Source organism: Dactylosporangium sp. NPDC048998 (genome assembly GCF_043197855.1).
Classification (GTDB): Bacteria; Actinomycetota; Actinomycetes; order Mycobacteriales; family Micromonosporaceae; genus Dactylosporangium.
In genome coordinates this window covers 217,529-243,023 of the sequence record NZ_JBICTV010000004.1, presented here as the reverse complement: position 1 = coordinate 243,023, position 25,495 = coordinate 217,529, and the positions used below count along the sequence as shown (strand labels likewise).

At 69.0% G+C, this 25,495-nt stretch carries 25 protein-coding genes, 3 tRNA genes, 3 pseudogenes and 1 riboswitch; of the genes and pseudogenes, 14 read left to right on the top strand and 17 right to left on the bottom strand.

Annotation, left to right across the window (positions count from 1 at the left end; genetic code table 11):
- The first annotated feature begins 2 nt into the window (after nt 1–2).
- A complete protein-coding gene (locus tag ACGFI8_RS11910) occupies nt 3–521 on the top strand; it encodes a YbaK/EbsC family protein (RefSeq protein WP_392803416.1) in 519 nt (172 codons plus the stop codon).
- On the opposite strand, the gene ACGFI8_RS11905 is transcribed toward ACGFI8_RS11910, so the two are convergent.
- On the bottom strand, nt 480–923 hold the full coding sequence (locus ACGFI8_RS11905) for a SufE family protein (protein WP_392804058.1): 444 nt from the start codon (nt 921–923) through the stop codon (nt 480–482). The two genes, ACGFI8_RS11910 and ACGFI8_RS11905, sit on opposite strands and share 42 nt — an antisense overlap.
- A 23-nt stretch (nt 924–946) precedes the next feature.
- On the opposite strand from ACGFI8_RS11905, the gene ACGFI8_RS11900 reads away from it, so the two are divergent.
- Nucleotides 947–1,519 carry a GNAT family N-acetyltransferase gene (locus ACGFI8_RS11900; protein WP_392803414.1) on the top strand — a complete coding sequence of 191 codons (573 nt, stop codon included), beginning with the start codon at nt 947–949 and terminating at the stop codon, nt 1,517–1,519.
- A gap of 30 nt (nt 1,520–1,549) precedes the next feature.
- On the opposite strand, the gene ACGFI8_RS11895 is transcribed toward ACGFI8_RS11900, so the two are convergent.
- On the bottom strand, nt 1,550–1,975 hold the full coding sequence (locus tag ACGFI8_RS11895) for a CBS domain-containing protein (protein WP_392803412.1): 426 nt from the start codon (nt 1,973–1,975) through the stop codon (nt 1,550–1,552).
- Nucleotides 1,976–2,170: 195 nt separating this feature from the next.
- Nucleotides 2,171–2,680: a pyridoxamine 5'-phosphate oxidase family protein gene (locus ACGFI8_RS11890; protein ID WP_392803411.1), complete on the bottom strand. Its 510-nt coding sequence runs from the start codon at nt 2,678–2,680 to the stop codon at nt 2,171–2,173.
- Between the two features lie 374 nt (nt 2,681–3,054).
- On the opposite strand from ACGFI8_RS11890, the gene ACGFI8_RS11885 reads away from it, so the two are divergent.
- Nucleotides 3,055–3,309, top strand: a complete 255-nt coding sequence (locus ACGFI8_RS11885; RefSeq protein ID WP_392803409.1) for a hypothetical protein — start codon at nt 3,055–3,057, stop codon at nt 3,307–3,309.
- Between the two features lie 28 nt (nt 3,310–3,337).
- Here the strand turns inward: ACGFI8_RS11885 and ACGFI8_RS11880 are convergent, their stop codons facing one another.
- Nucleotides 3,338–3,505 carry a hypothetical protein gene (locus tag ACGFI8_RS11880; protein WP_392803407.1) on the bottom strand — a complete coding sequence of 56 codons (168 nt, stop codon included), beginning with the start codon at nt 3,503–3,505 and terminating at the stop codon, nt 3,338–3,340.
- 360 nt (nt 3,506–3,865) lie between these two features.
- On the opposite strand from ACGFI8_RS11880, the gene ACGFI8_RS11875 reads away from it, so the two are divergent.
- Nucleotides 3,866–4,261, top strand: coding sequence for a tyrosine-type recombinase/integrase (locus tag ACGFI8_RS11875; RefSeq protein WP_392803405.1), 396 nt, complete (start codon nt 3,866–3,868; stop codon nt 4,259–4,261).
- A gap of 82 nt (nt 4,262–4,343) precedes the next feature.
- Here the strand turns inward: ACGFI8_RS11875 and ACGFI8_RS11870 are convergent.
- The 3 genes from ACGFI8_RS11870 to ACGFI8_RS11860 all read right to left on the bottom strand — a co-directional run bounded on the left by ACGFI8_RS11870 (nt 4,344) and on the right by ACGFI8_RS11860 (nt 4,661).
- A tRNA-Ala gene (locus tag ACGFI8_RS11870) sits at nt 4,344–4,416 on the bottom strand.
- A 43-nt stretch (nt 4,417–4,459) separates the two neighbouring features.
- The gene (locus ACGFI8_RS11865; RefSeq protein WP_345120593.1) at nt 4,460–4,588 is read right to left on the bottom strand and encodes a DLW-39 family protein; all 129 of its coding nucleotides are present in this window, start codon (nt 4,586–4,588) and stop codon (nt 4,460–4,462) included.
- Between the two features lies 1 nt (nt 4,589).
- Nucleotides 4,590–4,661, bottom strand: a tRNA-Arg gene (locus ACGFI8_RS11860).
- 173 nt (nt 4,662–4,834) lie between these two features.
- Here ACGFI8_RS11860 and ACGFI8_RS11855 point away from each other — a divergent pair.
- Nucleotides 4,835–5,773 (top strand): glycoside hydrolase family 25 protein, encoded by a 939-nt coding sequence (locus ACGFI8_RS11855; RefSeq protein ID WP_392803403.1) that lies wholly within the window; start codon nt 4,835–4,837, stop codon nt 5,771–5,773.
- 59 nt (nt 5,774–5,832) lie between these two features.
- Here the strand turns inward: ACGFI8_RS11855 and ACGFI8_RS11850 are convergent.
- The 4 genes from ACGFI8_RS11850 to gyrB form a co-directional block, all read right to left on the bottom strand.
- Nucleotides 5,833–5,906, bottom strand: a tRNA-Ile gene (locus ACGFI8_RS11850).
- A 129-nt stretch (nt 5,907–6,035) separates the two neighbouring features.
- Complete coding sequence (locus tag ACGFI8_RS11845; protein ID WP_392803401.1) at nt 6,036–6,878, bottom strand: DUF3566 domain-containing protein; 843 nt, start codon at nt 6,876–6,878, stop codon at nt 6,036–6,038.
- A 3-nt stretch (nt 6,879–6,881) separates the two neighbouring features.
- Nucleotides 6,882–9,392, bottom strand: a complete 2,511-nt coding sequence (gyrA, locus tag ACGFI8_RS11840) for a DNA gyrase subunit A (protein ID WP_392803399.1) — start codon at nt 9,390–9,392, stop codon at nt 6,882–6,884.
- Between the two features lie 32 nt (nt 9,393–9,424).
- The gene (gyrB, locus tag ACGFI8_RS11835; RefSeq protein WP_392803397.1) at nt 9,425–11,368 is read right to left on the bottom strand and encodes a DNA topoisomerase (ATP-hydrolyzing) subunit B; all 1,944 of its coding nucleotides are present in this window, start codon (nt 11,366–11,368) and stop codon (nt 9,425–9,427) included.
- Between the two features lie 455 nt (nt 11,369–11,823).
- Here gyrB and ACGFI8_RS11830 point away from each other — a divergent pair, with 455 nt between their 5' ends.
- Nucleotides 11,824–12,381 carry a hypothetical protein gene (locus tag ACGFI8_RS11830; protein WP_392803395.1) on the top strand — a complete coding sequence of 186 codons (558 nt, stop codon included), beginning with the start codon at nt 11,824–11,826 and terminating at the stop codon, nt 12,379–12,381.
- Between the two features lie 30 nt (nt 12,382–12,411).
- On the opposite strand, the gene ACGFI8_RS11825 is transcribed toward ACGFI8_RS11830, so the two are convergent.
- The 5 genes from ACGFI8_RS11825 to dnaA all read right to left on the bottom strand — a co-directional run bounded on the left by ACGFI8_RS11825 (nt 12,412) and on the right by dnaA (nt 18,811).
- Nucleotides 12,412–12,984 (bottom strand): DUF721 domain-containing protein, encoded by a 573-nt coding sequence (locus ACGFI8_RS11825; protein ID WP_392803393.1) that lies wholly within the window; start codon nt 12,982–12,984, stop codon nt 12,412–12,414.
- A complete protein-coding gene (gene recF / locus ACGFI8_RS11820) occupies nt 12,920–14,032 on the bottom strand; it encodes a DNA replication/repair protein RecF (protein WP_392803391.1) in 1,113 nt (370 codons plus the stop codon). The genes ACGFI8_RS11825 and recF overlap by 65 nt, the downstream gene beginning before the upstream one ends.
- A 2-nt stretch (nt 14,033–14,034) precedes the next feature.
- Entirely contained in the window at nt 14,035–14,907 is an 873-nt protein-coding gene (gnd, locus tag ACGFI8_RS11815) for a phosphogluconate dehydrogenase (NAD(+)-dependent, decarboxylating) (RefSeq protein WP_392803390.1), read from the bottom strand.
- A gap of 16 nt (nt 14,908–14,923) precedes the next feature.
- Nucleotides 14,924–16,054 (bottom strand): DNA polymerase III subunit beta, encoded by a 1,131-nt coding sequence (gene dnaN, locus ACGFI8_RS11810; RefSeq protein ID WP_392803388.1) that lies wholly within the window; start codon nt 16,052–16,054, stop codon nt 14,924–14,926.
- Nucleotides 16,055–17,098: 1,044 nt separating this feature from the next.
- Nucleotides 17,099–18,811 carry a chromosomal replication initiator protein DnaA gene (gene dnaA, locus ACGFI8_RS11805; RefSeq protein WP_392803386.1) on the bottom strand — a complete coding sequence of 571 codons (1,713 nt, stop codon included), beginning with the start codon at nt 18,809–18,811 and terminating at the stop codon, nt 17,099–17,101.
- A 548-nt stretch (nt 18,812–19,359) separates the two neighbouring features.
- On the opposite strand from dnaA, the gene rpmH reads away from it, so the two are divergent.
- The 8 genes and pseudogenes from rpmH to ACGFI8_RS11765 all read left to right on the top strand — a co-directional run.
- Complete coding sequence (rpmH, locus tag ACGFI8_RS11800; protein WP_033360019.1) at nt 19,360–19,497, top strand: 50S ribosomal protein L34; 138 nt, start codon at nt 19,360–19,362, stop codon at nt 19,495–19,497.
- 37 nt (nt 19,498–19,534) lie between these two features.
- Nucleotides 19,535–19,723: pseudogene (locus ACGFI8_RS11795) on the top strand (hypothetical protein); the annotation flags it as partial.
- A gap of 93 nt (nt 19,724–19,816) precedes the next feature.
- Nucleotides 19,817–20,176: a ribonuclease P protein component gene (gene rnpA / locus ACGFI8_RS11790; protein WP_392804056.1), complete on the top strand. Its 360-nt coding sequence runs from the start codon at nt 19,817–19,819 to the stop codon at nt 20,174–20,176.
- Nucleotides 20,173–20,444: pseudogene (gene yidD / locus ACGFI8_RS11785) on the top strand (membrane protein insertion efficiency factor YidD). Before rnpA ends, yidD begins: the two are co-directional and overlap by 4 nt.
- A gap of 11 nt (nt 20,445–20,455) precedes the next feature.
- Nucleotides 20,456–21,538: a membrane protein insertase YidC gene (yidC, locus tag ACGFI8_RS11780; protein ID WP_392804054.1), complete on the top strand. Its 1,083-nt coding sequence runs from the start codon at nt 20,456–20,458 to the stop codon at nt 21,536–21,538.
- Between the two features lie 112 nt (nt 21,539–21,650).
- A complete protein-coding gene (locus tag ACGFI8_RS11775; protein ID WP_392803384.1) occupies nt 21,651–22,310 on the top strand; it encodes a protein jag in 660 nt (219 codons plus the stop codon).
- A gap of 155 nt (nt 22,311–22,465) precedes the next feature.
- A riboswitch (ZMP/ZTP riboswitch) is annotated at nt 22,466–22,548 on the top strand.
- Between the two features lie 304 nt (nt 22,549–22,852).
- Nucleotides 22,853–23,698: a bifunctional 5,10-methylenetetrahydrofolate dehydrogenase/5,10-methenyltetrahydrofolate cyclohydrolase gene (locus tag ACGFI8_RS11770; RefSeq protein WP_392804053.1), complete on the top strand. Its 846-nt coding sequence runs from the start codon at nt 22,853–22,855 to the stop codon at nt 23,696–23,698.
- A 431-nt stretch (nt 23,699–24,129) separates the two neighbouring features.
- Nucleotides 24,130–24,464, top strand: a pseudogene (locus tag ACGFI8_RS11765) (transposase); the annotation flags it as partial.
- 77 nt (nt 24,465–24,541) lie between these two features.
- Here the strand turns inward: ACGFI8_RS11765 and ACGFI8_RS11760 are convergent.
- The gene (locus ACGFI8_RS11760) at nt 24,542–24,814 is read right to left on the bottom strand and encodes a hypothetical protein (protein WP_392803383.1); all 273 of its coding nucleotides are present in this window, start codon (nt 24,812–24,814) and stop codon (nt 24,542–24,544) included.
- Nucleotides 24,815–25,495: the final 681 nt, after the last annotated feature.

Sequence of the window (25,495 nt, the reverse complement as noted above, 5' to 3'; positions counted from 1 at the left end):
CGTTGCGCCTCGAGCTCTCCCCCGCGCTGTCCGCCCCCTCCCTGCTCGCCCCGCCGGTGCGCGACGCCCTGCCGCGCCTGCCCGACGCGGCGGCCGTGCGGGTCGCGCCGATCGACCCCGAGCTCGCCGACACCGCGGCGTTCTGTGCGGCGTACGACGTGACGCTCGAACAATCCGCGAACTGCGTGATCGTCCTGGGCAAGCCCGCCGGCATCTACGCCGCGTGCGTGATCCTCGCGACCACGCGCGCCGACGTGAACGGCACGGTGCGCCGGCTGCTGGGGACGCGCAAGGCGAGCTTCGCGCCGATGGAGAAAGCCGTCGGCATTTCCGGGATGCAGTACGGCGGAATCACGCCAATCGGCCTGCCCGAGGACTGGCCGGTGTTCATCGACGCGCGAGTGCCCTCCGTCGCGGACGCGGTCATCGGCAGCGGGCTGCGGGCCAGCAAGATCGTCCTGCCCGGCGCGCTGCTCGCGTCACTGCCGGGCGCCACCGTCGTCGACGGCCTGGCGCAGTGACACCTGGTTCTTGAGCCGCTGCAGGATCGCCGTCCCACCGCGCACCCGCAGCGGACTGATCGCGTTGGCCAGCCCCATGCGCTGGTAGAGGTCGTTCGGCACGGCGAGCACCTCGCCGACGCTCGCGCCCTCCAGCCCCTCGGCCAGGATCCCGGCGAACGCACGCGTGGTCGGGGCCTCGGGTGGGCAGTCGAAGTACAGCTCCACGGCCCCCTTCGGCGTGACGTCCGCCTTCAGGAAGAACGGCGTCTGACACTCGGGCACCTGCTCCATACCGGCGTGACCCTCGAACTCGGGCGGCAGCGGGCGGACCGCGTCCGAATACTCCAGCAGCATCTCCAGGACCACGTCCCGCGGCGCGGAGGCGAACTCGTCGACGATCGCGGTCAGCTTGTCGGGCATCTCCACACTGCTAACGTACCGCTGTGCCGTCGTTCGCCGAGGACGTTGTGCTTCCCGGAACGCTCACCGCGATGCCGCAGCCGACCCTTCCCGCCGACGGCCTGACCCTGCGCCCCTGGCGCGCCGAGGACCGCCCGGCCGTGGTCGCCGCCTACGCGGACCCGGCCATCCGGCAGTGGCACTGCCGGACCATGAACGACGACGAGGCCGCGGCCTGGCTGTCGGCGTGGCCCACGCGCTGGCGCGCCGAGTCGGGCGCCGGCTGGGCCGTGACCGACGGCGACGAGGTGGTCGGCCAGGTCGGCCTGCGCACCCTCGACCTTCCATCCGGCCTCGCCGAGGTGTCGTACTGGGTGCTGCCCTCCCGTCGCGGCCGCCGCATCGCGCCGCGTGCCCTGGCCGCGCTCACCGCCTGGTCGCTCGGCCCGCTGGGCCTGCACCGCATCGAGCTGCGCCACTCGGTCTCCAACCCCGCCTCGTGCCGGGTGGCCACGCTGACCGGCTACGCCCCCGAGGGCATCCAGCGCGCCGGATGCATGCACCCGGACGGCTGGCACGACATGCACCTGCACGCGCGCCTCGACACCGACGTCTGAGGCCGGCACCGAGGCGCGCTGATCGCTGATCTAGTTGTTGGGTTGAGCCTTGCTGATGCCGCCCAGCACCGAGTCCGGGTCGATCTCCTCGGCCAGGTCACCGATCGACACGATGCCGACCAGGCCCTTGGTGTCATCGCAGACGAGAACCCGCCGTACGGCCTGGTCCCGCATGAGCAGGGCGGCCGAGTGAATCGAGTCCTCGGGCCGGACCATCACGAGGTTCTTGCTCAGGATCTCGCCGATCGTCGTCGCCGCGGGGTCGCAGCATTCCGCGACCGCCCGTACGACGATGTCACGATCGGTGACCAGCCCGGTGAGCTCCGGCCCGTCCGCCACCACCACGTCGCCGATATCCTGCTCACGCATGGTCCGCGCGGCCTCGGCCAACGTAGTCTCGCTGGGCAGGTAGACCACGTCCGTGGTCATCACGTCCCGGACCGTCTGCATCGTCATGGCTTGACCTCCTGACGTTCAAATGCAGACGTGTTACCCAGCACGCCATTCACGTAACGATCATGCCCGCCTGCCAGCCGGCCGCCTGCTGGCAGACCAGGACTTGCCCCCGGCGGCCACGGTGCGCGGGTTCCGTGATCACGGAGTGAACGTGCTGCTCCTTGTACGTGTTCACTCCGGGATCATGGCGAAGGCTCAGCGACGCCAGAATTGACGTGGCGCGAACCCTTCACGTCGCAGCCAGTGTTCGGTATAGACGATGCGCTCCGCCTCAACGACCACGAGTGTGTCCTCGGGCGGCTCCGACAGCGGTCGCCCCCGCTCGGCATGCTCGTTCTCCCATCGGAACGCCGCCCAGTAGTGCGCGCGGTCCGGATGCTGCGTGTCAAGCACCCTGGCGGTTCCGAAGAGCTGAGCCCCGCGGCTGCTGGCCAGCCCGACCAGCGGCGCGAAGATGCCGACGGACACGCGCGGGTCGGTAGCGATATTGCGCATCTTCGGCGAACGCGGCGCGGCGGTGAAGACCACCGCGAAGCCGAGCGGGTAGTACCGCACCGGGGTGGCCAGCGGCCCGTCCGACCCCGTGGTCGCGAGCACGCACATGTTCTGCGACGACAGTAGGTTGAGAATGCGCTCTTCAAGCCGTTCACGATCGAGCCGCTTCCCCGGCGTCGGCCCGCTCAGCCACGGATTCGTCAACGGCATGCAGCATCCTCAATCATGGCGAGCACCCTACCCATACCCCGGCGGTACTGGGTGGAGACCAGGGGACTCGAACCCCTAACCATCGACGGTGTTTGAAGATCGCCCGTATCGGACAGATCTTACTGATGAGCTGGGTAAACGTTGTCAACGCTTGCGGACGCTTGACAGCGCTTCTCAACCTCATTTGGTCCGGATTTGGTCCCGACGATCTTGCGCGTCTCGTCACTTGGTGATCCGGTCATGCGATGATTGCGACATGATGAGCATCCGAAAGGACCATGGCGCGTAGGTCTCCCGCGCACGTTCGCGCGGCAACGCCGTACCCGCGACTGAACTGCCCCGTCCGAATGTTGCCCGGCCTCTCCCCCAAGGGCGTGGCCGCGATCGTCCGACTCGAACGCGAGCGACTATGGGCTGGCGCCGCGTATCACGTGGTCGACGCTTGGACGCGGTTCCTCCGCGACCCATATCACCGGCTCTTCGACTCCCAGTACGGATGCGGGGAACTGATGTGCTGCCCAGACCCCATCGAGCTGCACAGCATCATCGAAACGATCACTCGCGCACTACCCAAGAGCGACGCACGCACGTTGCGCCAACGCCTGTCCATCCTCGACGACCAGTGGTGACGAACTCGCACCCCTTCGCCGTCACGCGTCACCCGAGCCCCTCCGTGTACCCGTCGTCCACCCTTCGGGGAACGGGCCGGCGGCGGGGGCTGCCCTCGTGAGTACGGACCGTGACGTCCGTGCCCACGCCGGATCCCAGCAGCAGCCAGTACTCCGACTCGACATCCAATCGTCGCTTGCGCCCACGCCTGCTCATCAACACATCCCTCTAACGATCAAGGAGGTGTTGCGACAAGCACTAGAACTCGCGCGTCGACACGGGGTCATTTTTCACGCGTCGCCGACAGGAGCAGGTACTTCGCAGGCTCGACGCGACTCCGCGACGGTACCGCGCGGCAATCTGGCTCGGCCCTGGTGAGGGTCTGCGAGTCGCGGAGGCACTCGGTGTGGAGGACGGGAGCGTTGTTTCGGCTTCCCGGACGAGGAGCTGCACGTCGTTCAGCAACTTCGCTACTCGCCGAAGGAGCATGGCGGGTTCTACCTAAGCAAGCCGAAGTCAGGCTCGTCCGGAACTGTCGACCTGGACGCGGTCGTTGCGGAGCAGATCCGGGAGCACGTGCGCGAGTTCCCGCCGGTGCCGGTGCAGCTGGTCGACATCATCTCGGGTGAGCCGGTCCCGCGGACGGTGCCGTTGTTGTTCACGACCGGGCGCGGGAATCGGATAACCGACAAAATCTGGTCCCGCGAGTGGGGCAAATGGCGGGCGGTCGCTGGCTGGCCGAACACCGAACACCGAACACCGAACACCGAACACGCGGGATTCCACGCGCTGCGGCACTTCTTCGCCACGGTGCAGATCGCGAACCACGTCGAGCCGCAGGAGGTTCAGCGGGCGCTGCGACACAAGACGCTGACGATCACGCTGGAGACCTATGTGCACTGGTGGCCGAAGCGGACTCGACAGCGCGGGCTCATCGGCGCGGCGCTCAGACGGGCGGCTGGGCGCAAATGAACGCGGACCAGACTGGGTTGGTCCCAATTTGGTCCGGACGATCTTGGCGAGGCCATAACCGCAGGTCACGGCCTGCGAAAAGTGGAGACGAGGGGACTCGAACCCCTAACCCCCGCCTTGCAAAGGCGGTGCTCTGCCAGTTGAGCTACGCCCCCGCTGGTCGGGGTGAGGCGGACCGAAGCCCGCGCCAGCTAGAGACTAGCGCAGATCCGGGGCCGTGGTCGCCTCGTGCCACAGGGCGCGCTCTTCGCTCGCGGCCTTGACCCGCTTGGCGACGTAGGCGGCGGCTCCGACGACGGCGACCACCAGAAGCACCTTTTTCCACATGTGGGCCTAGCTGGACTCGAACCAGCGACGTCGGTGTCGATCGCCGTGCGCACCCGAGGTCTGCGCCTATCCCAGCCAGCACAAAAGATCGAGTCTCCGCGCTGACTGACGGAGCTTAGCACCGCCGCGGCGCCGTCGAAGAGGGGGGCCGTCAGTCGGAAATCAGCTCGTCGCGTGGCGTATCAGCAGACTGACGTCGCGCTCAGTGAAAGAAACGGCACGCAATGCGCGATCACGGGAGGGGACATGGCGGTTTTCGGCTGGGATGCCAGTGACTTCGATTGGGACCGCGGGCCGATGGACCTCGGTGCCGCCCGAGCCGCCGGCATCGACTTCTTTACGCACAAGGCGACGGAGGGCATCGGCACTCGGCACCGGCACTACGGCGAGGCGCTCGCGCGGGCCAGGGCCGCCGGCGTGCCGTTCCTCGGTGCGTACCACGTCGTGCGCTCGACGTCGTCGGTCGCGGCGCAGGTGGACTTCTGCCTGGCGTACGTCGACGCGAAGACGCCGTGGTGGCGGGAGCATCCGGGCTGGTTCTTCCAGTGCGACCTCGAGCACTGGCCGTACGACAAGGTCGCCCCGTCGGTCGGGGTGGCCTGGTGCGAGCGGATGGAGGCCAGGACCGGCCGCCGCGTGCTGCTCTACGCGCCGCGCTGGGCGTACGGCGACACCATCGGCGGCGGCGCCCCGCTCTGGGCGTCGAACTACGTCCCCGGCAGGGGCGGCTTCCGCGAGCTGTACCCCAACGACACCTCGACCCGCTGGCGGCCGTACAGCGGCCGCACTCCAGTGATCCTGCAGTACAGCAGCAATGCCACCATCGGCCGGCAGCCGACCTGCGACGCCAACGCCTTCCGCGGCACCGTGGCGGACTTCGCGCGGCTCATCGGCGCTGAGCCGGACGGCCTTCGGGCGGTCGGGCAGGCAGGAACCCAAGCAGAAGCGAGAGGAGACAACGACATGGCGATCATCGCGAAGGACGCCGGCGGGCAGCACTACCTGTGCTTCCTCGGCGGGTTCCGGAGCTTCCCGATCCAGGCGGACAAGATCGGTGACATCAAGTACCTCGCCTCGCAGGGCGCCTTCGCGCTCGCGCACGGCGTCGACGGCGAGGAGTGGGAGGGCGGCGGCTGGATCCGCAAGGGCTGGAGCCCGGAGATCTTCGGCGCGGTCGCGCAGTAGCCGGCGAAACGACAAACGGCCCCTGCCGCGAAGCAGGGACCGCCGACGTGAGTGGAACGTGGGGCTAGCTGGAATCGAACCAGCGACCTCAGAGTTATCAGCTCTGCGCTCTAACCGACTGAGCTATAGCCCCGCTGAACCTTGGCTGCGCTTGGAGGGCGCCCCGCGGTGCGAACAGAAGGTTACCGTACCCCGGGCGCCCGCCTCAAACCGGTTACCCCCTGACGCGGCGTGGCGGCGCCAGGGGGCCCGAAACCGCAGGTCAGTCCTTCTCGGCCAGCGTGAGCTCGATGCCGCCCACCAGGTCGGCGCACACGTTGTAGATGAAGGAGCCCAGGGTCGCCAGGGCGGTGAAGAGCACCACGTTGACGATGCCCAGGAGGGCGGCGCCGCCGATGACGCCCTTGGCGGTGATGCGGAACGAGTTCGCGCTCGAACCGCCGGTCGAGCTGACCAGGTCGGCGAGCAGCTTGTTGATGCTCTTGAAGACGTCCATGGCGTCGAGGGCCAGGTAGAGCACCGAGGTCGCGACGATGAGGACGACGAAGAGGACGAAGCTCACGGCGAACGCGAACTTCATCACGGACCACGGGTCGATCCGCTTCAGGTGCAGCCGGGCCCGCCGGGGGCCGCGGCCCACGGCGGAACTGACCGTCTTGCGGGCCGCGCGCACGGCCTCCGTGACCCGGGCCGAGCCGCTGACCGCGGGCGCAGGCGTGTTGATGGCCTGCGTGGCGGCGGCGGCCGGCGTCCGGACGGCGGCGCGGGCGATCGCGGAGACGCTCGCCGTGCCCGTCGCGGACCCGCTGGCCGGCGCGGCGGAGACCGGGATCGAGACCGGCGGCGGCGTGGGGCCGCTCGACGTCGACGAGGGTGTCTGAATCGGCACCGTGAGCGAGTCGGGGGGCGCCGCCATGCCCGGCGCACGCGTGAACTTCGGCATGCCGCCGCTCGTGGTTTCGCCTGGCGCGCCGCCGTTGATCGCGCCAACCTCACCGCCGGCGGCAGGCGCCCCCGAGTCAGATCCCGTCATGGCAGCCTCTCCGGCCTTTCTGGCCTCATCGGTTGCCGAGGCGGTCCCCGACTTCGCCTGTGTGTCTGTCATCAACTAGTCCTGTTCGTCGGGCTCATCGGCGTTGCGGGCGATCGCGACGATGGTTACACCCTCGGGAAGGTCCATGAGCTTGACCCCCATTGTGTTCCGATCCCTCGTACGCCGTACAGGCTTCACGGGAGTCCGGATAACGCCACCATTTGAGGTGATGGCGAACAACTCGTCATCCGGACTGATCACCACCGCGCCGACGAGACCACCGCGCCGCGACGTGATTTTAGCGGTGAGGACGCCCTTGCCGCCGCGCCCTTGCACCGGATACTCCTCGATGGGGGTCCGCTTGGCAAAACCACCGTCGGTGGCCACCAGAACGTCCAGATCCATCCCCTCGCGCACCACTTCCATGGCAAGCAGCTCGTCGCCGTCGGTGAACCGCATGCCGATCACGCCGGACGTCGCGCGGCCCATCGGGCGCAGCGCCTCGTCGTTGGCCGTGAAGCGGATCGCCTGGGCCTGCTTGCTGACCAGGAGGAGGTCGTCCTCCGGGCCGAGCAGCGCGGCGCCGACCAGCTCGTCGTCCTCGCGCAGGTTGATCCCGATGATGCCGCCCGACCGGTTGGAGTCGAACTCCTCCAGCTTGGTCTTCTTCACCAGGCCTTCCTTCGTCGCGAGGACGAGGTACGGCGCTACCTGGTAGTTCGGAATCTCGATCACCTGCGCGATGTGCTCGTCGGGCTGGAAGGCCAGCAGGTTGGCGACGTGCTGACCCTTTGCCGCCCGGCTGGCCTCGGGCAGCTCGTACGCCTTTGCCCGGTAGACCCGACCTTTATTCGTGAAGAACAGCATCCAATCGTGCGTGGAGCACACAAAGAAGTGGCTGACGATGTCGTCCTGCCTCAGTGTCGCACCCGAGACGCCCTTCCCGCCGCGCTTCTGCGAGCGGTACAGGTCGGCCTTGGTGCGCTTCGCGTAGCCGGTCCGCGTGATCGTCACCACAACGTCCTCCCGGACGATGAGGTCCTCCATGGAGACCTCGCCGTCGAACGGGATGATCTGGGTGCGCCGATCGTCACCCCGGCGGGCGACGATCTCGGCGAGTTCCTCGGAGATGATCTGCCGCTGCCGCGAGGGCTTGGCCAGGATGTCCTTGTAGTCGGCGATCTCGATCTCGATCTTGGCCAGCTCGTCGAAGATCCGCTGCCGCTCGAGGGCGGCGAGGCGGCGCAGCTGCATGTCGAGGATCGCGGTGGCCTGGATGTCGTCGATCTCAAGCAGGTTCATCAGGCCGGTCTTCGACTCCTCCGCGCTCGGGGAGCGGCGGATGAGCGCGATGACCTCGTCGAGCATGTCGAGGGCCTTGACCAGGCCGCGCAGGATGTGTGCGCGCTCCTCGGCCTTGCGCAGCCGGTAGCGGGTGCGCCGGACGATGACCTCGATCTGGTGCGTGACGTAGTGCCGCACGAACTGCGCGAGGTTGAGCGTGCGGGGCACGCCGTCGACCAGCGCCAGCATGTTGGCGCCGAACGTCTCCTGCAGCTGCGTGTGCTTGTAGAGGTTGTTCAGCACGACCTTGGCCACGGCATCGCGCTTGAGCACGATCACCAGGCGCATGCCGGTGCGGCCGGAGGACTCCTCGCGGATGTCGGCGATGCCGGCGAGCTTGCCCTCCTTCACCAGGTCGGCGATGCGCTCGGCCAGGTTGTCGGGGTTGACCGCGTAGGGCAGCTCGGTGACGACCAGGATGGTCCGGCCGCGGGGGTCCTCCTCGACCTCGACGACCGCGCGCATGCGGATCGAGCCGCGGCCGGTGCGGTAGGCGTCGACGATTCCCGCGGTACCGACGATGAGGCCCTTGGTGGGGAAGTCCGGCCCCTTGACGATCTTGATCAGCTCGTCGAGCGTCTCGGCCTCGTCGGCCTCCGGGTGGTCGAGGCACCACTGGACCGCGGCGGCGATCTCCCGCAGGTTGTGCGGCGGGATGTTGGTGGCCATGCCGACCGCGATGCCGGTGCTGCCGTTGACGAGCAGGTTGGGGATGCGCGACGGCAGGATGGTGGGCTCCTGGGCCCGGCCGTCGTAGTTGGGGACGAAGTCGACGGTCTCCTCGTCGATGTCCCGGAGCATCTCCATGGCCAGCGGGTCGAGGCGAGCCTCCGTGTACCGCATGGCGGCGGCCGGGTCGTTGCCCGGAGAGCCGAAGTTGCCGTTGCCGTCGATCAGCGGGTATCGCAGCGACCAGTTCTGCGCCATGCGCACAAGCGCGTCGTAGATCGAGGCGTCGCCGTGCGGGTGGTAGTTGCCCATCACGTCGCCGACGACGCGAGCGCACTTCACGTAGCCGCGGTCGGGGCGGTAGCCCCCGTCGAACATCGCGTAGAGGATCTTGCGGTGCACCGGCTTGAGGCCGTCGCGCACGTCGGGCAAGGCCCGTCCCACGATCACGCTCATCGCGTAGTCGAGGTACGAGCGCTGCATCTCGACCTCGATGCCGACCGGCTCGATACGGCTGGCGACCGCCGAGCCACCCTCATCCGGAGTTTCTGGGGTGGAAGTCGGTTCCGTCACGCTCTTATATCCCTTTTCTCAGTGTCCGCAGATCAGATGTCGAGGAACCGGACGTCCTTGGCGTTGCGCTGGATGAACGAGCGGCGCGCTTCCACGTCTTCGCCCATCAGGACGCTGAAGAGTTCGTCCGCGGTTGCAGCGTCGTCCAACGTCACTTGGCGCAGCATGCGCGTCTCCGGGTTCATCGTGGTCTCCCACAGCTCCGGGTAGTTCATCTCGCCGAGGCCCTTGAAGCGCTGGATGTCGTCCGGCTTGGCGTTGGGCTTCGAGCGCTGCCGCAGCTCGATGAGGCCGTCGCGCTCGCGGTCGGTGTACGCGTACTGCGCGTCGTCGCCCTTCTTGTTCCATTTGATCTTGTACAGCGGGGGCGCCGCGAGATACACGTGCCCGAGCTCGATGAGCGGGCGCATGAACCGGAAGACCAGCGTCAGCAGCAGGGTCTGGATGTGCTGGCCGTCGACGTCGGCATCGGCCATGAGGATCAGCTTGTGGTACCGCAGCTTCTCGATGTCGAACTCGTCGTGGATGCCGGTGCCCAGCGCGGTGATCAGCGCCTGGACCTCGTTGTTCTTCAGCACGCGGTCGATACGCGCCTTCTCCACGTTGAGGATCTTGCCGCGGATCGGCAGGATCGCCTGCACGCGCGGGTCGCGGCCCTGCTTGGCCGAGCCGCCGGCGGAGTCGCCCTCGACGATGAACAGCTCACACAGCCGCGGGTCGTTGGACTGACAGTCGGCCAGCTTGCCCGGCATCGAGCCGGACTCGAGCAGCGACTTGCGCCGCGCCAGCTTGCGCGCCTGCGAGGCGGCGATGCGCGCCCTGGCGGCCTGCGATGCCTTGGTGATGATGGTCTTGACCTCGGCCGGGTTGCGGTCGAACCAGTCGACCAGCCACTCGTTGCAGACCTTCTGCACGAAGCTGCGGGCCTCGGTGTTGCCGAGCTTGGTCTTCGTCTGCCCCTCGAACTGGGGGTTGGACAGCTTGACCGAGATGATCGCGGCGAGGCCCTCGCGGATGTCCTCGCCGGTCAGCTTCTCGTCGCCCTTGAGCAGCTTCTTGTCGGCGCCGTACTTGTTCACGACCGTGGTCAGCGCGCTGCGGAAGCCCTCCTCGTGCGTGCCGCCCTCGTGCGTGTTGATCGTGTTGGCGAACGTGTAGACGCTCTCACCGTACGACTCGTTCCACTGCATCGCGATCTCCACCGCGATGCCTTCGCCGTCGGAGCCGAACTCGATCACGGAGCGGTGGATCGGCGTCTTCGTCGCGTTGAGGTGGCGGACGAAGTCGGCGATGCCGCCCTTGTAGCAGAAGGTGACCTCTTTCTTCTCCTCCGGCACGTCGGCGCGCTCGTCGCGCAGCACGATCGTGAGGCCCCGGTTGAGGAAGGCGTACTCCTGGATGCGGCGGTAGATCGTCTCGTAGACGAAGGTGGTCGTCTCGAAGATGGTCGCGTCCGGCAAGAACGTGACGCTGGTGCCGGTGCGGTCGGTCGACTCGCCCTTCTGCAGCGGCTCGGGCTTGGAGTTGTTGTACCGCTGGCGCCAGACGTAGCCGTCCTTGTGGATCTCCAGGTCGATGCGCGTGGACAGCGCGTTGACGACCGAGATGCCGACGCCGTGCAGGCCGCCGGAGACAGCGTAGGCCTGACCGTCGAACTTGCCGCCGGCGTGCAGCACGGTCAGCACGACCTCGACGGTGGGCCGCTGCTCCTTGGGGTGGATGTCGACCGGGATGCCGCGGCCGTTGTCCACGACCCGAACGCCGCCTTCCGCCAGCAGCGTGACCTCGATGGTGTCGCAGTAGCCGGCCAGCGCCTCGTCGACCGCGTTGTCCACGACCTCCCACACCAGGTGGTGCAGGCCGCGCTCGCCGGTCGAGCCGATATACATGCCGGGCCGCTTGCGGACCGCCTCGAGCCCCTCGAGGACTGTGATCGAAGAGGAGTCGTAGGACTGTTCGGGCTTGTGAGCTGCCACCCTCGGTCGCTTTCTCGCACTGGCCGGCCGCGCTGTGGGCGCCCCGGGTCTCGTGCGGAGTCGGTGCGAGTGCGCCCGGGGCAGGAGAAGGCACGCCGGTGTCCGGCGCCTCTCTGGCAAGCGCCCTGACCACCGGCGGGCCGACCACCGCTGTGACGCACACGCGGGATGTGATCGACTGTTCTATGAGCCGATGCAATCCTACTGTGTCCGGGCGACAATTTCGCACCGGGACGGCGCCTGTAATCCACGTAGCGGCCCGAACAGTGCGGTCCGAAGGTCCCCCTACGCAGGAGGGGTCTCAGTGCCTGGTGGCGGGCGGCACAGGCAGTCGGGGATCCGATTGCGGCTTTCGGAACTTCCGGGGGGTCGCGCAAGAGGCCGTTCGTGCCGTATGTTCCCCGCCGCGGGGGCGGGTGTGCGGGATATAAAAGCAGTGGGATGAGGGGTGCGCGATGGGGCTTGACAACGTCGCCGTGCAGTGGCCGCGCACCGGCCGGTTCTACGACCCGGTCGCACCGGCCGAGTTCGTCGACTTCGCGGAGCTGGCGGAGACGCTGCCGCTGCACGCCGGGCCGGCCGCCGCGCTCGCCGATCACGTGGCCAAGACCGGCACCGTCCGCGTCACCGGGTACACGGAACTCGTCGACCTCCTCTTCGGGCTCAATGGCGTGCTCTTCGCCACAGACGCGGCCGCCGAGGACGAGGACCCGGTGATCAGCCCGGACGACTGCGCCTGGATCGCCGGCGGGCTGGAGCGTTTCGTCAACGGCCACCAGGAATACGGCGACGAGATCACCTTCGAGACCGTGAGCTCCGTGCTGCGCAAGGCGCTGGAGGGCTCCCGCCTCGCCGAGCAGCAGCTGCGCTGGCTGCAGAGCCGACTGGACGCGCTGCGTGACGACTCGGGCAACGCTCCGCAGTGGAGCTACTCGATCTCGGAGCTCGACGTGCTGGCGAAGTTCTACCGGCGCTGCGCCAATCGCGGCTTCGCGGTGTATGCAGATTTCTAAGAGTGGGCCGCGACGTGGCCAGGCGCGCTGTCAGCCGTAGGTGTCGCGCGGGCCGCGTCCGCGGATGCGGCGGGGGCCACGGTCCCACGACGGGGTGCTCGGGCCGTGGATGTGGAGGCGCTTGACCACGTTGTGGCCGATCTCCCGCGCGATGCCGGCCAGCAGCCGCGCGGCGAGCATGCGCAGCTGGGTGGCCCAGGCGGTGGACTCGGCCTCGATGGTCAACTCGCCGTCCTCGAGCTTGAGCGGCCGACTGTGTGCGGCGATGTCGGCGCCGACGACCCGCTCCCACTCGCCGAAGATCCGGGCCTCGGCGGTCGGGCGTGACCAGCCACGCTGCTTGACCAGGCGATCGAGCACCGTGCCGAACAGTTGCGGGTCGCGGGGGTCCGCGCCCGGGCCGGTGTACCCGCCGCGGCGGCGCGGCTGCGAATCGAGCGCGGATTTCCGGCGCGGCTTGGCGCGCTGCTTCGCCAGCGCCGCCTCGACCGCGGCCCGAGCCAGCTCGGGACCAGACTTTTCCGAATTGTCGGAGCTTTCAGACACGCCGGACCTCACCCCCGCCGACCTCGAAGCGCAGGCCGCGCAGCGTCGACGGGACATCATCCTCCACCGCGCAGGTCACGATCACCTGGCTCGCGCCGCCGACCAGCGCGGCCAGCCGGTCCCGGCGGCCGGCGTCCAGCTCGGCGAACACGTCGTCGAGCACCAGCACCGGCTCCACCCCGTCGTCGCGGAGCAGGTCGTACGCCGCCAGGCGCAGCGCCAACGCGTAAGACCACGACTCGCCGTGGCTCGCGTACCCCTTCGCCGGCAGCTCCCCGAGCGTCAGCGTCAGCTCGTCGCGGTGCGGCCCGACGAGCGTCACGCCGCGCTCGATCTCGGACGGTCGCGATTCCGACAGCGCCGCCAGCAGCGCCTGCTCGAGGTCGTCCTGCGGCGCGAAGGAGGCGCTGTACGCGATTCGGGCGTCGGAGCGGCTCGCGCTCACCGCGGAGTACGACTTGGCCACGTGCGGCGCGAGCGCCGCGACCAGGTCGAGCCGGGCGCGGACGAGCTGCGCGCCGTGCCGGGCCAGGTGCGTGTCCCACACGTCGAGGGTGGACAGGTCGCCGCCGCGGCTGCCGCCGGTCTTGCGGGCCAGATATGCGCTGCGCAGGAGCGCGTTGCGCTGCTTGAGCACCCGGTCGTAGTCGGAACGGACCCCGGCGAAGCGCGGCTGGCGCGCGACGAGCAGCTCATCGAGGTACCGGCGGCGCTCTGAAGGGTCTCCCCGAATCAGCGAGAGATCCTCGGGCGCGAAGAGCACGAGCCGGAGGGCGCCCAGGATGTCGCGGGTGCGGCCGACCGGCGAGCGGCCCAGCCGGGCCCGGTTCGCGCGGCCCGGCTCGATCGAGAGCTCGATCAGCAGCTCGCGCTCCTCGTGCACGACCGTGCAGCGGATCACGGCGCGGCCGGCGCCGAAGCGCACCAGCGGCGCGTCCGTGGCGACCCGGTGCGACTCCAGGGTCGCCACGTAGGCGAGGGCCTCGACGAGGTTGGTCTTGCCGACCCCGTTGGGCCCGACGAGCACGCACGGGCCGGGGCCCAGCTCGACGACGACCCGCTCGTAGCTGCGGAAGTCGACGAGCTCCAGGCCCCGGACGTACAAATTCAGTCCTTCTTGACGGCGTGCCCGCCGAACTGGTTGCGCAGCGCGGCGACGGCCTTCATCGCCGGCGAGTCGTCCTGCCGCGAGGCGAACCGGGCGAACAACGAGGCGGCGATGACGTTCATGGGCACGGCGAGGCGGATGGCCTCCTCGACGGTCCAGCGGCCCTCGCCGGTGTCGTCGGCGTAGCCCTTGATCCCGGCGAGCTCGGGGTCCTCGTCCAGCGCGCGGTCGAGAAGATCCAGAAGCCACGACTGTACGACCGAGCCGGCGCGCCAGCTCTTGATCACCTCGGGGATGTTGTCGACGTACTCCGACGCCTCGAGCAGCTCGTAGCCCTCGGCGAAGGCGTGCATCATCCCGTACTCGATGCCGTTGTGGACCATCTTCGCGTAGTGGCCGGCACCGGGGCCGCCCGCGTGCGCGAACCCGAACTCGCCGGCCGGCTTGAGGGCGTCGAAGATCGGCATGCAGTGCTCGACGTTCTTCTTCTCGCCGCCGACCATCAACGCGTAGCCATTGGTCCGGCCCCAGACGCCGCCGGAGACGCCGACGTCGAGATACCCGATGCCCTTGGCGCCGAGCCGCTCGGCCCGCGGCCCGTCGTTGCTGAACCGCGAGTTGCCGCCGTCGATCACGATGTCGCCGGCGGAGAGCAGGCCCGAGAGCTCCTCGATGGTGGGCTCGGTGTACTGCACCGGCACCATGATCCACACCACGCGCGGCGCGGCGAGCTTCTCGACCAGTTCGTTGAGGGATGACACGTCGGTGACGTCGGGGTGACGGTCGTAGCCGATGACCTCGTGCCCGGCGGCGCGCAGCCGCTCGCGCATGTTGAAGCCCATCCTGCCCAGGCCGATGAGACCGAGCTGCATTTGTGGTGCCTCCGAATCAGCTGCCGATGCGAACCGGCATGATCAAGTACCAGTACCCGGGGACAATTTCTCCATCATCCTTGGCCGGCGACATGACCGCAGGCTTCTTCGGGTCGGTGAACGACAGCACCGCGATGGGCGCGTCGAGCGCCTTGAGCCCGTCGAGCAGGTACTGATGATTGAAGGCGATCGTCATCGGCTCGCCCTCGTACTGGCAGTCCATCGCCTCGCTGGCCCGCGCGTCCTCGCTGCCGCTGGCCTCCACGACCAGGCCGTCGGTGCTGAACGACAGCCGCACCGGCGTCTGGCGCTCCGCGACCAGGCCGACGCGCCGGACCACCTCGTTGAGCGCGGCCACCGGGACCCGGGCCTGCGCGCTGTGGGTGTCGGGCAGCAGGGCCCGGACCTTCGGGAAGTCGCCTTCCAGCAAGCGGGAGGTCGTGCGTCGGGAGCCGCCGGCGAACCCGATCATCCCGTCGCCCAGCTTGCCCCGCGACAGCGCGACCGACACCGCGCCGCCGAGCGGGCCGAGGGTCTTCGCGGTGTCATCCAGGGTGCGGGCGGGCACCAGGGCGGCGACGCTCATGTCGGGCTCGTCCGGGCGCCACTCGAGCTCGCGCACGGCGAGCCGGTACCGGTCGGTGGCCAGCAGGGTCAGCGTGCTGCCCTCGAGCTCGATCCGCACGCCGGTCAGCATCGGCAGCGTGTCGTCCCGGCCGGCGGCGATCGCGACCTGGGACACCGCCTTGGCGAACACCGCGGCCTCGACGGTGCCCGCGGACTCGGGCATCTCCGGCAGCGTCGGGTAGTCCTCGACCGGCATCGTCGGGAGCGTGAACCGGGCGCTGCCGCACGTAATCTCGACGTGCGACCCGACCGCCGCGACGTCCACCGGCTTGGCGGGCAGCGACTTGGTGATCTCGGCGAGCAGCTTGCCGGACACCAGCGTCGCGCCGTCGGCGTCGGCCTGGACCTCGACGGTCACCTGGCTGGACACCTCGTAGTCGAAGCTCGACACCTGCAGGCGGCCGTCGGCCACCCGCAGCAGGACGCCGGCGAGAACTGGCACCGAGGGGCGGCTGGGCAGGCTCTTGGCCGTCCAGGCGACGGCATCGGCGAGCGCGTCGCGCTCGACTCGGAACTTCATCGCGGTCCTCCCGCATTCTCTTCGGTACTTCATGTTCGCCGCTCGTCGCGCGCCAGGTCCCGCGGCCGCGGGCATTTCGCTCCGGGGCGTACGTCCGGCCGCAGGCGCTGGGCGGCGCCGGTGCTGCGTCGGTCTGGTGTGTGGTCGTGCGGTGTGCCGTCTGATTCTCGCCGGTTCGGGCGGCTCGATGGGGACCCGGCCCCGGCGGCTCCGGACGGAGCTGTTGGCAACGGAACTGATGGCAAGACGGATGGCAACGGTCTGTGGCGATGAGCGTTCGAGCGGTGGCCTTCGGTTCGCCGTGCGTCCGGTCAGGCTCGCTCATCGAACCTTAGGGCCTCCTGGCGACGGTCGTGCACCGACCCCGCCAAATCCGGCCGGCCGAACTTGTCCACCAGCCGATGATTGTTTTTCTTCTCTTCTTAAAAGAAATTTCCTTCGTAGTAGTAGGGGGTGTGGATTCTGTGGAAAACCCCCGTATCCGCAGCTCAGCGCCTGTGTGTACCGGTGGATGAGCTGTGCATGAACCGGTGTGTACAACCCTGTGGATTGTGGACAACAGGTTATCCACAGGCGTTGTCCACCGGTTGTCCACCGGTAATCCCCAGGGTTTGTCCACTCCTGTGGATAACGTAGGGCCAGAACTCTGGTCACGGCTTGTTGTCGCCAAGTCACTCTCCGGAATCATCCACATGGCGTCCACATGAAGTCCCCAGGAGTTATCCACAGGCTGTGGGTAACTCCTGGATGCAACCGGTAGTCACCCGATGACTCACCCCCGAAATTTGGCACAAACGAAGTTATCCACAGGTTTTCTGTGGACAGCGTGTGGATTCTGGGGACAACCGCACGGGGAATGGCCCGAACTGGCTGTGGATCGCCTGGGGACGAGGTGTGGATATCTTATGGCCACATGGCGACTAGTGCGAGGTCAGGTGCCTGTGGAGGCGGTGGATAACCCGGTTGTCCACACCCTGTGATCAACGCCGGTGGACGGCCGCTGCCTGTGCATAACCGGCTCGCCGCCGGTTGTACACAGGCGGCTCAGGTCGTCTGCTTGATGCGGTTCGTCAGCTCGGCGATCTGGTTGTACAGCGACCGCCGCTCCGCCATCTGCTGCCGGATCTTGCGGTCGGCGTGCATCACCGTCGTGTGGTCGCGGCCGCCGAACGCCTGGCCGATGCGTGGCAGGGAGAGGTCGGTCAGCTCGCGGCAGAGGTACATGGCCACCTGGCGCGCGTTCACCAGCACCCGCGACCGGCTGTGCCCGCGCAGGTCCTCCAGGCTCACGCCGAAGTAGTCGGCCGTCGACGCCATGATCTGGTCGGCGGTGATCTCCGGGCCGGAGCCGTCCGGGATGAAGTCGCGCAGCACCTCCTCGGCCAAGCCGAGCTCGACCGGCGACCGGGTCAGGTTCGCGAACGCGGTGACCCGGATCAGCGCGCCCTCCAGCTCGCGGATGGACGAGGCGATCCGCGACGCGATGAACTCGAGCACGTCCGGCGGCGCGAACAGCCGCTCCTGCGCCGCCTTCTTCTGCAGGATCGCGATGCGGGTCTCGAGGTCCGGCGGCTGGATGTCGGCCAGCAGGCCCCACTCGAACCGCGTGCGCAGCCGGTCCTCGAGCGTGGCCAGCTGCCGGGGCGAGCGGTCCGAGCTGATGACGATCTGCTTGTTCGCGTTGTGCAGCGTGTTGAACGTGTGGAAGAACTCCTCCTGCGTCCGCTCCCGGCTCTCCAGGAACTGGATGTCGTCGATCAGGAGGATGTCGACGTCGCGGTAGCGGCGCTGAAACGCCTGGGTCTTGTCGTCGCGCAGCGAGTTGATGAAGTCGTTCGTGAACTCCTCCGTCGACACGTACCGCACGAACCGCGCGTTGCCCAGCATCGTGGCGTATTGCCCGATGGCGTGCAGCAGGTGCGTCTTGCCGAGCCCGGAGCCGCCGTAGATGAACAGCGGGTTGTAGGCCTTCGCCGGCGACTCGGCCACCGCGACCGACGCGGCGTGCGCAAAGCGGTTCGACGAGCCGATGACGAACGTTTCGAAGGTGTACTTCGGGTTGAGGCGGTTCCCGGCCGAGTCCCCGGCCGGCGTGGGCGCACCCCGGCGGTCGTCGCGGCCGGTGCCGGGCGTCGACGGGCGCGGCGGCGGCAGCGCGTCGCGTGGCTGCTCGCTGCGCGTCAGCTCGAACTGCGCCTGCTCGTACCGCCCGGCCTCCGACGCGGCCGCCTCGACGGCGGTGCCGGAGTACTCGCCGCGCCACGAGTCGGTGGCCGGCTTTTCGCCGGGAAGGTCGAACAGCCGGTCGTGCTCCGGCCGCGATACCTCCAGGGGCGCGCGGTTGTCCAGCGCGGACCGCTCGTCGGCGGCGTGCTCCGGCCGGCCGTCCAGCGGCAGCGGGTCGCGCAGCTTGTCCACCGGGGGTAGCGGGTCCCGCAGGGTGGCGGACGCGCCGTTGGACCAGTGCGATGCGGACGGCGCGGGCAGGGCCGGCGCGTCCTCGGGCGGCCGGACCGTCACGGCCACCTGGATGGCGCGGCCCAGCAGCCGCGAGAGCGCCTCGGTGATGACCGGCCGGAGCCGGCTCTCGATCATGTCGCGGGAGTACGGGTCGGGCACGGACAGCAGCGCGGTGTCCTCTACGATCGCCCGCAGCCGGGTCATGCGCAGGTACGCACGCTGCTGGGCCGAGTCGATCCCGTCGGCGAGCTGGTCAGTCGCTGCATGCCAGATCGCTGCGAGGTCGGTGTCCGTCACCGTTCGCGCACCCCCATCATCATTCGCGGCCCCCACCGCGAGTGGACGGTGCCCGGATACTTCCCGCCGCCCCGGCACCATTGTCCACAGGTTTTCCACAACCTGTGTATCAACGAATCATGTGCCATGGACGGATCGTCCTGTTTCCCTCTTGCCCGCGCTGACTGTGCGGTGATCAGCGCGTACGTCGAGGTGGTACAGGTCAGGCGCGGCCCTTCTCCCCCTTGCAGAGCGCCTGTTTGACCCAGAAAGTCCGTTGTGCCCCGTCGCCGGCCGTCGCGGTGTCTACCGGCAACCGGGCACGTTAACAGCGTTGTCCACAACCACTCAACCGTTGTCCACAACGAACCTGTGGATTTCCTCTCTGACCAGGGGTTTTGTACCCTCGATCCGGTGGATGCGCGACGCTCGTCGCTGATCGTTGACGGTCGGTGAGGTGGCGCGTACCCTGTTTCGGTTGGAGCACCGGTCCCTGGTAAACTCCAATCACCGATCGACATCCCGTGGGCGCGCCGCGTCCCGCCAAGTCACGAAGACGGAGCCCCGACGTGAGCAAGCGCACCTTCCAGCCGAACAACCGCCGGCGCGCGAAGACCCACGGCTTCCGGCTGCGCATGCGCACCCGCGCCGGCCGGGCGATCCTGTCGGCGCGCCGCGCCAAGGGGCGCGACCGCCTTTCGGCCTGAGCCTGAACCACCACGACCGGGCCCTCCGGGAGGCAGCGTGCTTGCGGCCGCACAGCGACTGCGGCGGCGGGAGGACTTCGCCGCCACCATTCGCAACGGCCGGCGGGCCGGCCGGGGGGCAGTGGTCGTGCACTTCCTGAACCCCGGGCCGTCGCGGCCCGGGGTTGCTCCGTTTGAGCCCTTGCGTACCGACATATTGCACTTTGCGTCTTCTTCGGAACCGGCGTCTTCCTCGCACCCGGCTCCGTCCTTGCCTGCGCCGTCCGCTGTTGGCGGTTCGGCCTTCTCCGAGTCTCGTGCCGCGACGCCGTCCGGAGATGTGCCGGGCGGACGGGAGCCACAGGCCGATCATCCGCACGCCGACCCCGATCATGTCGTCGCCGCGCCTGACGAGCCTGACGAGATGGAGCGGGTCGAGCCGGTGGCGCCGGGGCCGGGGTCCGCCCGGGCCGGCTTCGTCGTGTCCAAGGCCGTCGGCAACGCCGTCGTGCGCAACGCCGTGAAGCGGCGGCTGCGGCACCTCGTCCGGGCGCGCATCGCCGCGCTGCCGGCGGGTTCGGTGCTCGTCGTGCGGGCGCTGCCCGAGGCGGCGGGGATGCGGTACGACATGCTTGAGAGAGACCTCGACGCGGCGCTGGAAGCCGTGCGCCGACCGAAGAACCGAGGTGGCCGTCGATGAGCGTCGGAGCCCGGATCGTAGCCGCTCCCATCGTCGCGTACCGTCGTTGGATAAGCCCGGCGTTGCCGGCGCGTTGTCGGTTCTACCCGTCGTGCAGCGCTTATGCCCTGGAGGCGGTCAGCACCCACGGCGCGATCCGGGGAATCGGTCTCGCGATCTGGCGGCTGCTGCGCTGCCACCCATTCCACCCCGGTGGGTTCGACCCGGTGCCTCCGCGCCGGGGACACTCGCCCGAGCCCGAGTCGACGTGACTGGAGCAGTGTCGTGATTAGCAAGCTGATGGGCGGGATCTACTGGCTGATCTCGAAGGTGATGCTGTTCTGGCACACCGTCTGGGATTCGATCATGTCCGACCACCGGGTCGTGGGCACGAACTGGCAGTGGGTCCTGGCGATCGTCTTTCTGGTGATCACCGTTCGGGTCGTGCTCTTCCCGATCTTCGTCAAGCAGATCAAGTCGCAGCGCGCGATGCAGGCGATCCAGCCCAAGATGAAGGAGCTGCAGGAGAAGCACAAGGGCGACCGGGAGACCCTCCAGAAGGAGGTCATGAAGCTCTACCAGGAGGAGAAGGTCAACCCGCTCATGGGCTGCCTTCCGATGTTCCTGCAGATCCCGGTGTTCATCGGCCTCCTGCACGTGCTGCGCCACCTCAAGCCCGGCACCTCCGACCACCAGATGCAGCTGTACGGCTGGTCGAAGGAAGAGTTCCTCAGCGCCGTCGACGCCCGCCTGTTCGACGCCCCGATCGTCGCCAAGTTCAGCAGCAGCACGGCCGACCTGATCAAGATCGACGCCAGCTCGACGGCGGTCAAGATCGTGGCCGCCTGCCTGGTGGCGCTGATGATCACGACGACCTACCTGACGCAACGTCAGATGATCAAGAAGACCGGCTGGAACACCGACCCGCAGCAGCGCATGATCCAGAAGTTCATGCTCTACGGCATCCCGTTCTTCACGCTGACCTCGGGCTGGTACTTCCCCATCGGTGTCATCATCTACTGGGTCACGAACAACGCGATCACGCTTGCTCAGCAGTACTGGGTGCTGCACAAGTACCCGCCGCCCGCCAGCGCGTCGGTCAACACCGTGCCGTTCAAGAGCGGCGGCACGGCCAAGGTGAGCGAGCCGAAGCCGAGCGGGTTCGCCGCGCTGTTCAGCCGGGCCAAGGAAGAGGCCGCCGCGCAGCGGGCCAACGGCAAGGGCACGGTGAAGGCGACCGGCGGCAAGGCGACGGGCGCCAAGGCGACCGGCGCGCAGGCCACCGACTCCGCCGCCAACGGCGCCCCGTCCCGCGCCCCGAGGCCCGGTGCCAAGCCGATCAACCCGAAGAAGGGTGGCGCCGCGAAGCGGCAGTCGGGTTGACGCGACCCCGCCGGGCCCACCCCTTCAGCGGCCCGGCGCGAGGCGCTCCCCTGAAGCAACCACCCCTCACCGACGACCTGTGACGGCGCCTCGGCGCCCCAAACATGCGGAGATGAGTTTCGTGACCGATACCACCAGCGATCTCGGCGCCGAGGCCTTGGACAAGGACGCGGACCAGGCCCTGGAGCAGGACGCCAACCTGGATGCCGAAGAGAGTGACGACGAGGACGAGGAAGGCGCCGAGGACGAGGAAGGCGCCGAGGCCCCGGCCGCCGGCGGCTCCGGCCGCGCCGCCGCGGACCTGTTCCGCGAGAGCGAGATCGCGGCCGACTACGTCGAGGGCCTGCTGGACATCCTCGACTACGACGGCGACATCGACGAGCTGGTCGTAAGCGGCCGCCCGGTCGTCGAGGTCGTCGAGGGCGGCGACGGCTCGGGCAAGCGGCTTCAGGCCCTGGTCGGCCAGCGGGGCGCCACGCTCGAGGCGCTGCAGGAGCTGAGCCGGCTGGCCGTGTTCCGGCAGACCGGCTCGCCGAGCCGCCTGCTGCTCGACGTCGGCGGCTATCGGGCGCTGCGCCGCAAGGAGCTCGGCGCGATCGCCAAGAACGCCGCGGAGAAGGTGAAGGAGTACGGCGAGGCCGTGCGCCTGGAGCCGATGAGCGCCTTCGAGCGCAAGTGCGTGCACGACGTCATCAACGCCCTTCCCGGCGTGGAGAGCGAGTCCGAGGGCGTCGAGCCGTCCCGGCGGATCGTGGTCCGCCCGACGGCGTAGCGCCGCATCGCAGTTTCCTCACCGCCCCCGAGCCGCCAGCCACGGTTCGGGGGCGGTGCTGTTTATCCGGTTCGTACGCCCACCCGCCCCGCCGTGCGGCCCAGCGCGCTGCCTGGGTGCGCGGCGCGGTCGCGCACAATGCGGTCGGGCATAATTGGGGTAGACGCGACTGGCGGCACCAAGGATGGGCAACCATCGGGAAGCCTCGTCGTGGGAGTCGACCGCCTGGGCTCCCACGTTGAGCGAGGGGTCGTATGCCCGAGTCGCCCAGTGCCCTCTCTTCTCCCGTTCCTGCGCCCACGCCTGCGTCCACGTCCACGCCTGCGCCTGCGCCCGTCTCATCTGGGTCCACCGCGTCCGCCCCGGTTCCGCCCGCCTTTGTCCCGGCCGCGTCCGCGCCCGTTCCGTCCGCGCCCACCGTGTCCGTCCCTGTTGGGTCCGGCGGCGCTCGCCCCGCCGGCTCTGGCGACGCTCAGCTCGGCGGTCCCGGCGATGCCCCGTTCGGTGGCTCTGGTGATGTTCGGCCCGGCGGCTCCGCACGACTGCTGCCCGGCGGCCCGGTCGCGGACCAGATCCTCGTGGACGTCGAGTCCCGGGTGGCCGCCCTGAAGTCCCGCGGCATCACCCCGTCGCTCGCCACCATCCTCGTCGGCGACGACGACGCGAGCGCCGGCTACATCCGCATCAAGCAGCGCCAGGCGGCCGCGCTCGGCTTCGCCTCCCCGCACCGCCACCTCCCGGCAACGGCGAGCCAGGCCGACCTCCACGCCGCGATCGACGACTTCAACGCCGACCCCGACGTCCACGCCCTCCTGATCCAGTACCCGACGCCGCAGCATCTCGACTACGACGCCGCTCTCATGCGCGTGGACCCGGACAAGGACGTCGACGGCATGCACCCGCTCAACCTGGGTCGCCTGGCCGCCGGCATCCCGGGCCCGCTGCCGTGTACGCCGGCGGGCATCGAGGCACTCCTCGCGTACCACGGCATCCCCGTCAGCGGTCGCGAGGTGGTGATCCTGGGCCGCGGCGCGACCCTCGGCCGGCCGCTGGCGATGCTCCTGGCCCAGAAGCGCCCGACGGCGAACGCGGCCGTGACGGTGGTGCACACCGGTGTCCCCGACTGGCCCCGGTACACGCGCCGCGCCGACATCCTCATCGCCGCCGCCGGCGTTCCGGGCATCATCCAGCCGGAGCACGTGAAGCCCGGCGCGGTCGTGGTCGGCGGCGGCGTCCGCTACGAGGGTCGCCGTCTGCTCCCAGACGTCGCGGAGTCGTGCGCCGCGGTGGCCGGCGCCATCACACCGCGAGTGGGCGGCGTAGGCCCCACCACCGTGGCCATGCTCTTCCGCAACGCCATCGAGGCGGCGGAGCGCCGTTTCACGTGAAACAGCGCGGGGGCGCGCCACGACCGCTGGCGCGCCCCCGCACGTCTCTCCACTCTCGACTCCCACGCTTTACCCATTGCCCCGGGCGCCTCAGCCCCAGTCGTCGTACCCCGCCGTCACCGCGCCCGCGATCCCGCGCACCCTGTCCGCTGTCTCCGTGATTCCAGCCGGTCGCGTCGTGCCGCCGCCTGCGCCCCCGCCCCGGCCCTTTGCCCCGTGGCCACGCCCCGGCGCCCGCCCCCAGCCGGAGGCTCCTCGGTCGCTCGGCCTGGTATGACTTACCGCCCCAGGCGCAGGCATGATTCGGGGACGTTGGTGGACCGCTGATAGGGATCCGGCCGCCCGTGTGGGGTTGGTCTTCGCAACGTGGGTGCGGCAGCCCGACGCTCAACCAGCGACCGGGGACCCGCCGCGACGTATGGCAAGTACGGCGGCTGGTCGACGGGGTCCTCGCCGCACTCGGTGAGCAGACCGTGGCCGTGCCCCGGACCGGCCGCCGCGGAGACGATGCTGCCCCGTCTGGCCGGTTCGCTGGCGCGAGGTGGTGCGCCAACGCGCCCAGGTTTGCCGACCAGGTCGAGGGGGCGCTTGATGCGCATCCTCGAGCCCGGGTCCTGACCTCGACGCCCGGCACCGGCGCCAGGACCGGTGCCCGCATCATGCTCGACGTCACCGCCCTTGCTCGCCCCTGGGCCACCCGGCCGCCTATGCCGGCCTGGCCCCAGTCACCCGTCGCTCCGGCAACTCGATTCGCGGCGACCACCCCAACGGCGGCGACTAGTACGGCAGACGCACTTCGTGACTTCGTTGGGCGATGGCGAGGGATGGCTGCCGTGCGGAACCTCAATCGGCAGGTCGGTTGATGGTTGCTCTGGTTTGGCGTCGCTTGACGCGCCATCTGGTCCAGCCGTATGCGAGTAGCAGCCAGGCGCCTATCAGCAGTGCGAGCGCCGAGCCGATAAGCCAGGTCAGCAGATGTTCCCACTCGGCTTGCTGAGCGGTCGGGTCGTGCCATGGCGGCTGGGGTTCCAGGATCGCCGGGAGCCAGCAGCCCACCAGGCAGGACAGCACCAGTAAGGCACTGCCCGTGACCAACGCCAGACGTGTTCGCAGCATCGCACCTCGCTGAACGGATCCCGAGTTGGTCGACCGAGCTCGACGTGACCCCATCGTTCCAAGAGCATCGGGATGTCGTGTGTCGAAGGTGTGCCTCTTGTGTGGTCACCATGAAGACGGCCACCGCGAGATCATCAATGGCTTGTGGAGTCAACTGAAGATCGTGCGGTGGCCGCGGGCCACAGGATAGACCCTGCCGGTTGGCAGGCGGTACTGGACGATGTGCTGGGCCGGTTCGCCGGCCGGTTCTCGCGGGTGGAACCGCGTCGGACGGCGGCGGCGTTCGTGTCGGGGCTGATGTCAGAGATCGAGTCCAAGACCTGTTGGGGCCTGGCGGAGCAGGCCGGGTATGTCCGTCCGGATGCTCATCCGGCGCAACACCAGTACCGGGGAGCTGGCCTTGCTACCGCTGCTGGACACCCCGCCCGGCCACCCTGGCCGCGCTCGTCGCGGTTGCCGGGATCCGGTGGAGCGTGGAGGAATAATTCCAGGCCGGCAAGAGCCAGATCGGCCTGGACCAGCACCAACTCCGGCAATGGCAGTGCTGGCAGCGGTTCACCACCCTGGCCATCGCCACGCTCGCGGTTCTCGCCGCCTGCGCCGCCAACGACCGGCCCACTCCACCCGTCGGACCCCTACCACCACGCCCGCGCCAGCAACGGCCCGATCCCGTTCACCGTC

What these genes read in the sequence shown, in the direction of transcription:
- ACGFI8_RS11905 (WP_392804058.1), bottom strand. Translation starts at nt 923, where the DNA reads ATGCCCGACAAGCTGACCGCGATCGTCGACGAGTTCGCCTCCGCGCCG.
- ACGFI8_RS11895 (WP_392803412.1), bottom strand. Translation starts at nt 1,975, where the DNA reads ATGACGATGCAGACGGTCCGGGACGTGATGACCACGGACGTGGTCTAC.
- ACGFI8_RS11890 (WP_392803411.1), bottom strand. Translation starts at nt 2,680, where the DNA reads ATGCCGTTGACGAATCCGTGGCTGAGCGGGCCGACGCCGGGGAAGCGG.
- ACGFI8_RS11880 (WP_392803407.1), bottom strand. Translation starts at nt 3,505, where the DNA reads ATGAGCAGGCGTGGGCGCAAGCGACGATTGGATGTCGAGTCGGAGTAC.
- ACGFI8_RS11865 (WP_345120593.1), bottom strand. Translation starts at nt 4,588, where the DNA reads ATGTGGAAAAAGGTGCTTCTGGTGGTCGCCGTCGTCGGAGCCGCCGCC.
- ACGFI8_RS11855 (WP_392803403.1), top strand. Translation starts at nt 4,835, where the DNA reads ATGGCGGTTTTCGGCTGGGATGCCAGTGACTTCGATTGGGACCGCGGG.
- ACGFI8_RS11845 (WP_392803401.1), bottom strand. Translation starts at nt 6,878, where the DNA reads ATGACAGACACACAGGCGAAGTCGGGGACCGCCTCGGCAACCGATGAG.
- ACGFI8_RS11830 (WP_392803395.1), top strand. Translation starts at nt 11,824, where the DNA reads ATGGGGCTTGACAACGTCGCCGTGCAGTGGCCGCGCACCGGCCGGTTC.
- ACGFI8_RS11825 (WP_392803393.1), bottom strand. Translation starts at nt 12,984, where the DNA reads ATGTCCCGTCGACGCTGCGCGGCCTGCGCTTCGAGGTCGGCGGGGGTG.
- gnd (WP_392803390.1), bottom strand. Translation starts at nt 14,907, where the DNA reads ATGCAGCTCGGTCTCATCGGCCTGGGCAGGATGGGCTTCAACATGCGC.
- dnaN (WP_392803388.1), bottom strand. Translation starts at nt 16,054, where the DNA reads ATGAAGTTCCGAGTCGAGCGCGACGCGCTCGCCGATGCCGTCGCCTGG.
- yidC (WP_392804054.1), top strand. Translation starts at nt 20,456, where the DNA reads ATGGGCGGGATCTACTGGCTGATCTCGAAGGTGATGCTGTTCTGGCAC.
- ACGFI8_RS11775 (WP_392803384.1), top strand. Translation starts at nt 21,651, where the DNA reads ATGAGTTTCGTGACCGATACCACCAGCGATCTCGGCGCCGAGGCCTTG.
- ACGFI8_RS11760 (WP_392803383.1), bottom strand. Translation starts at nt 24,814, where the DNA reads ATGCTGCGAACACGTCTGGCGTTGGTCACGGGCAGTGCCTTACTGGTG.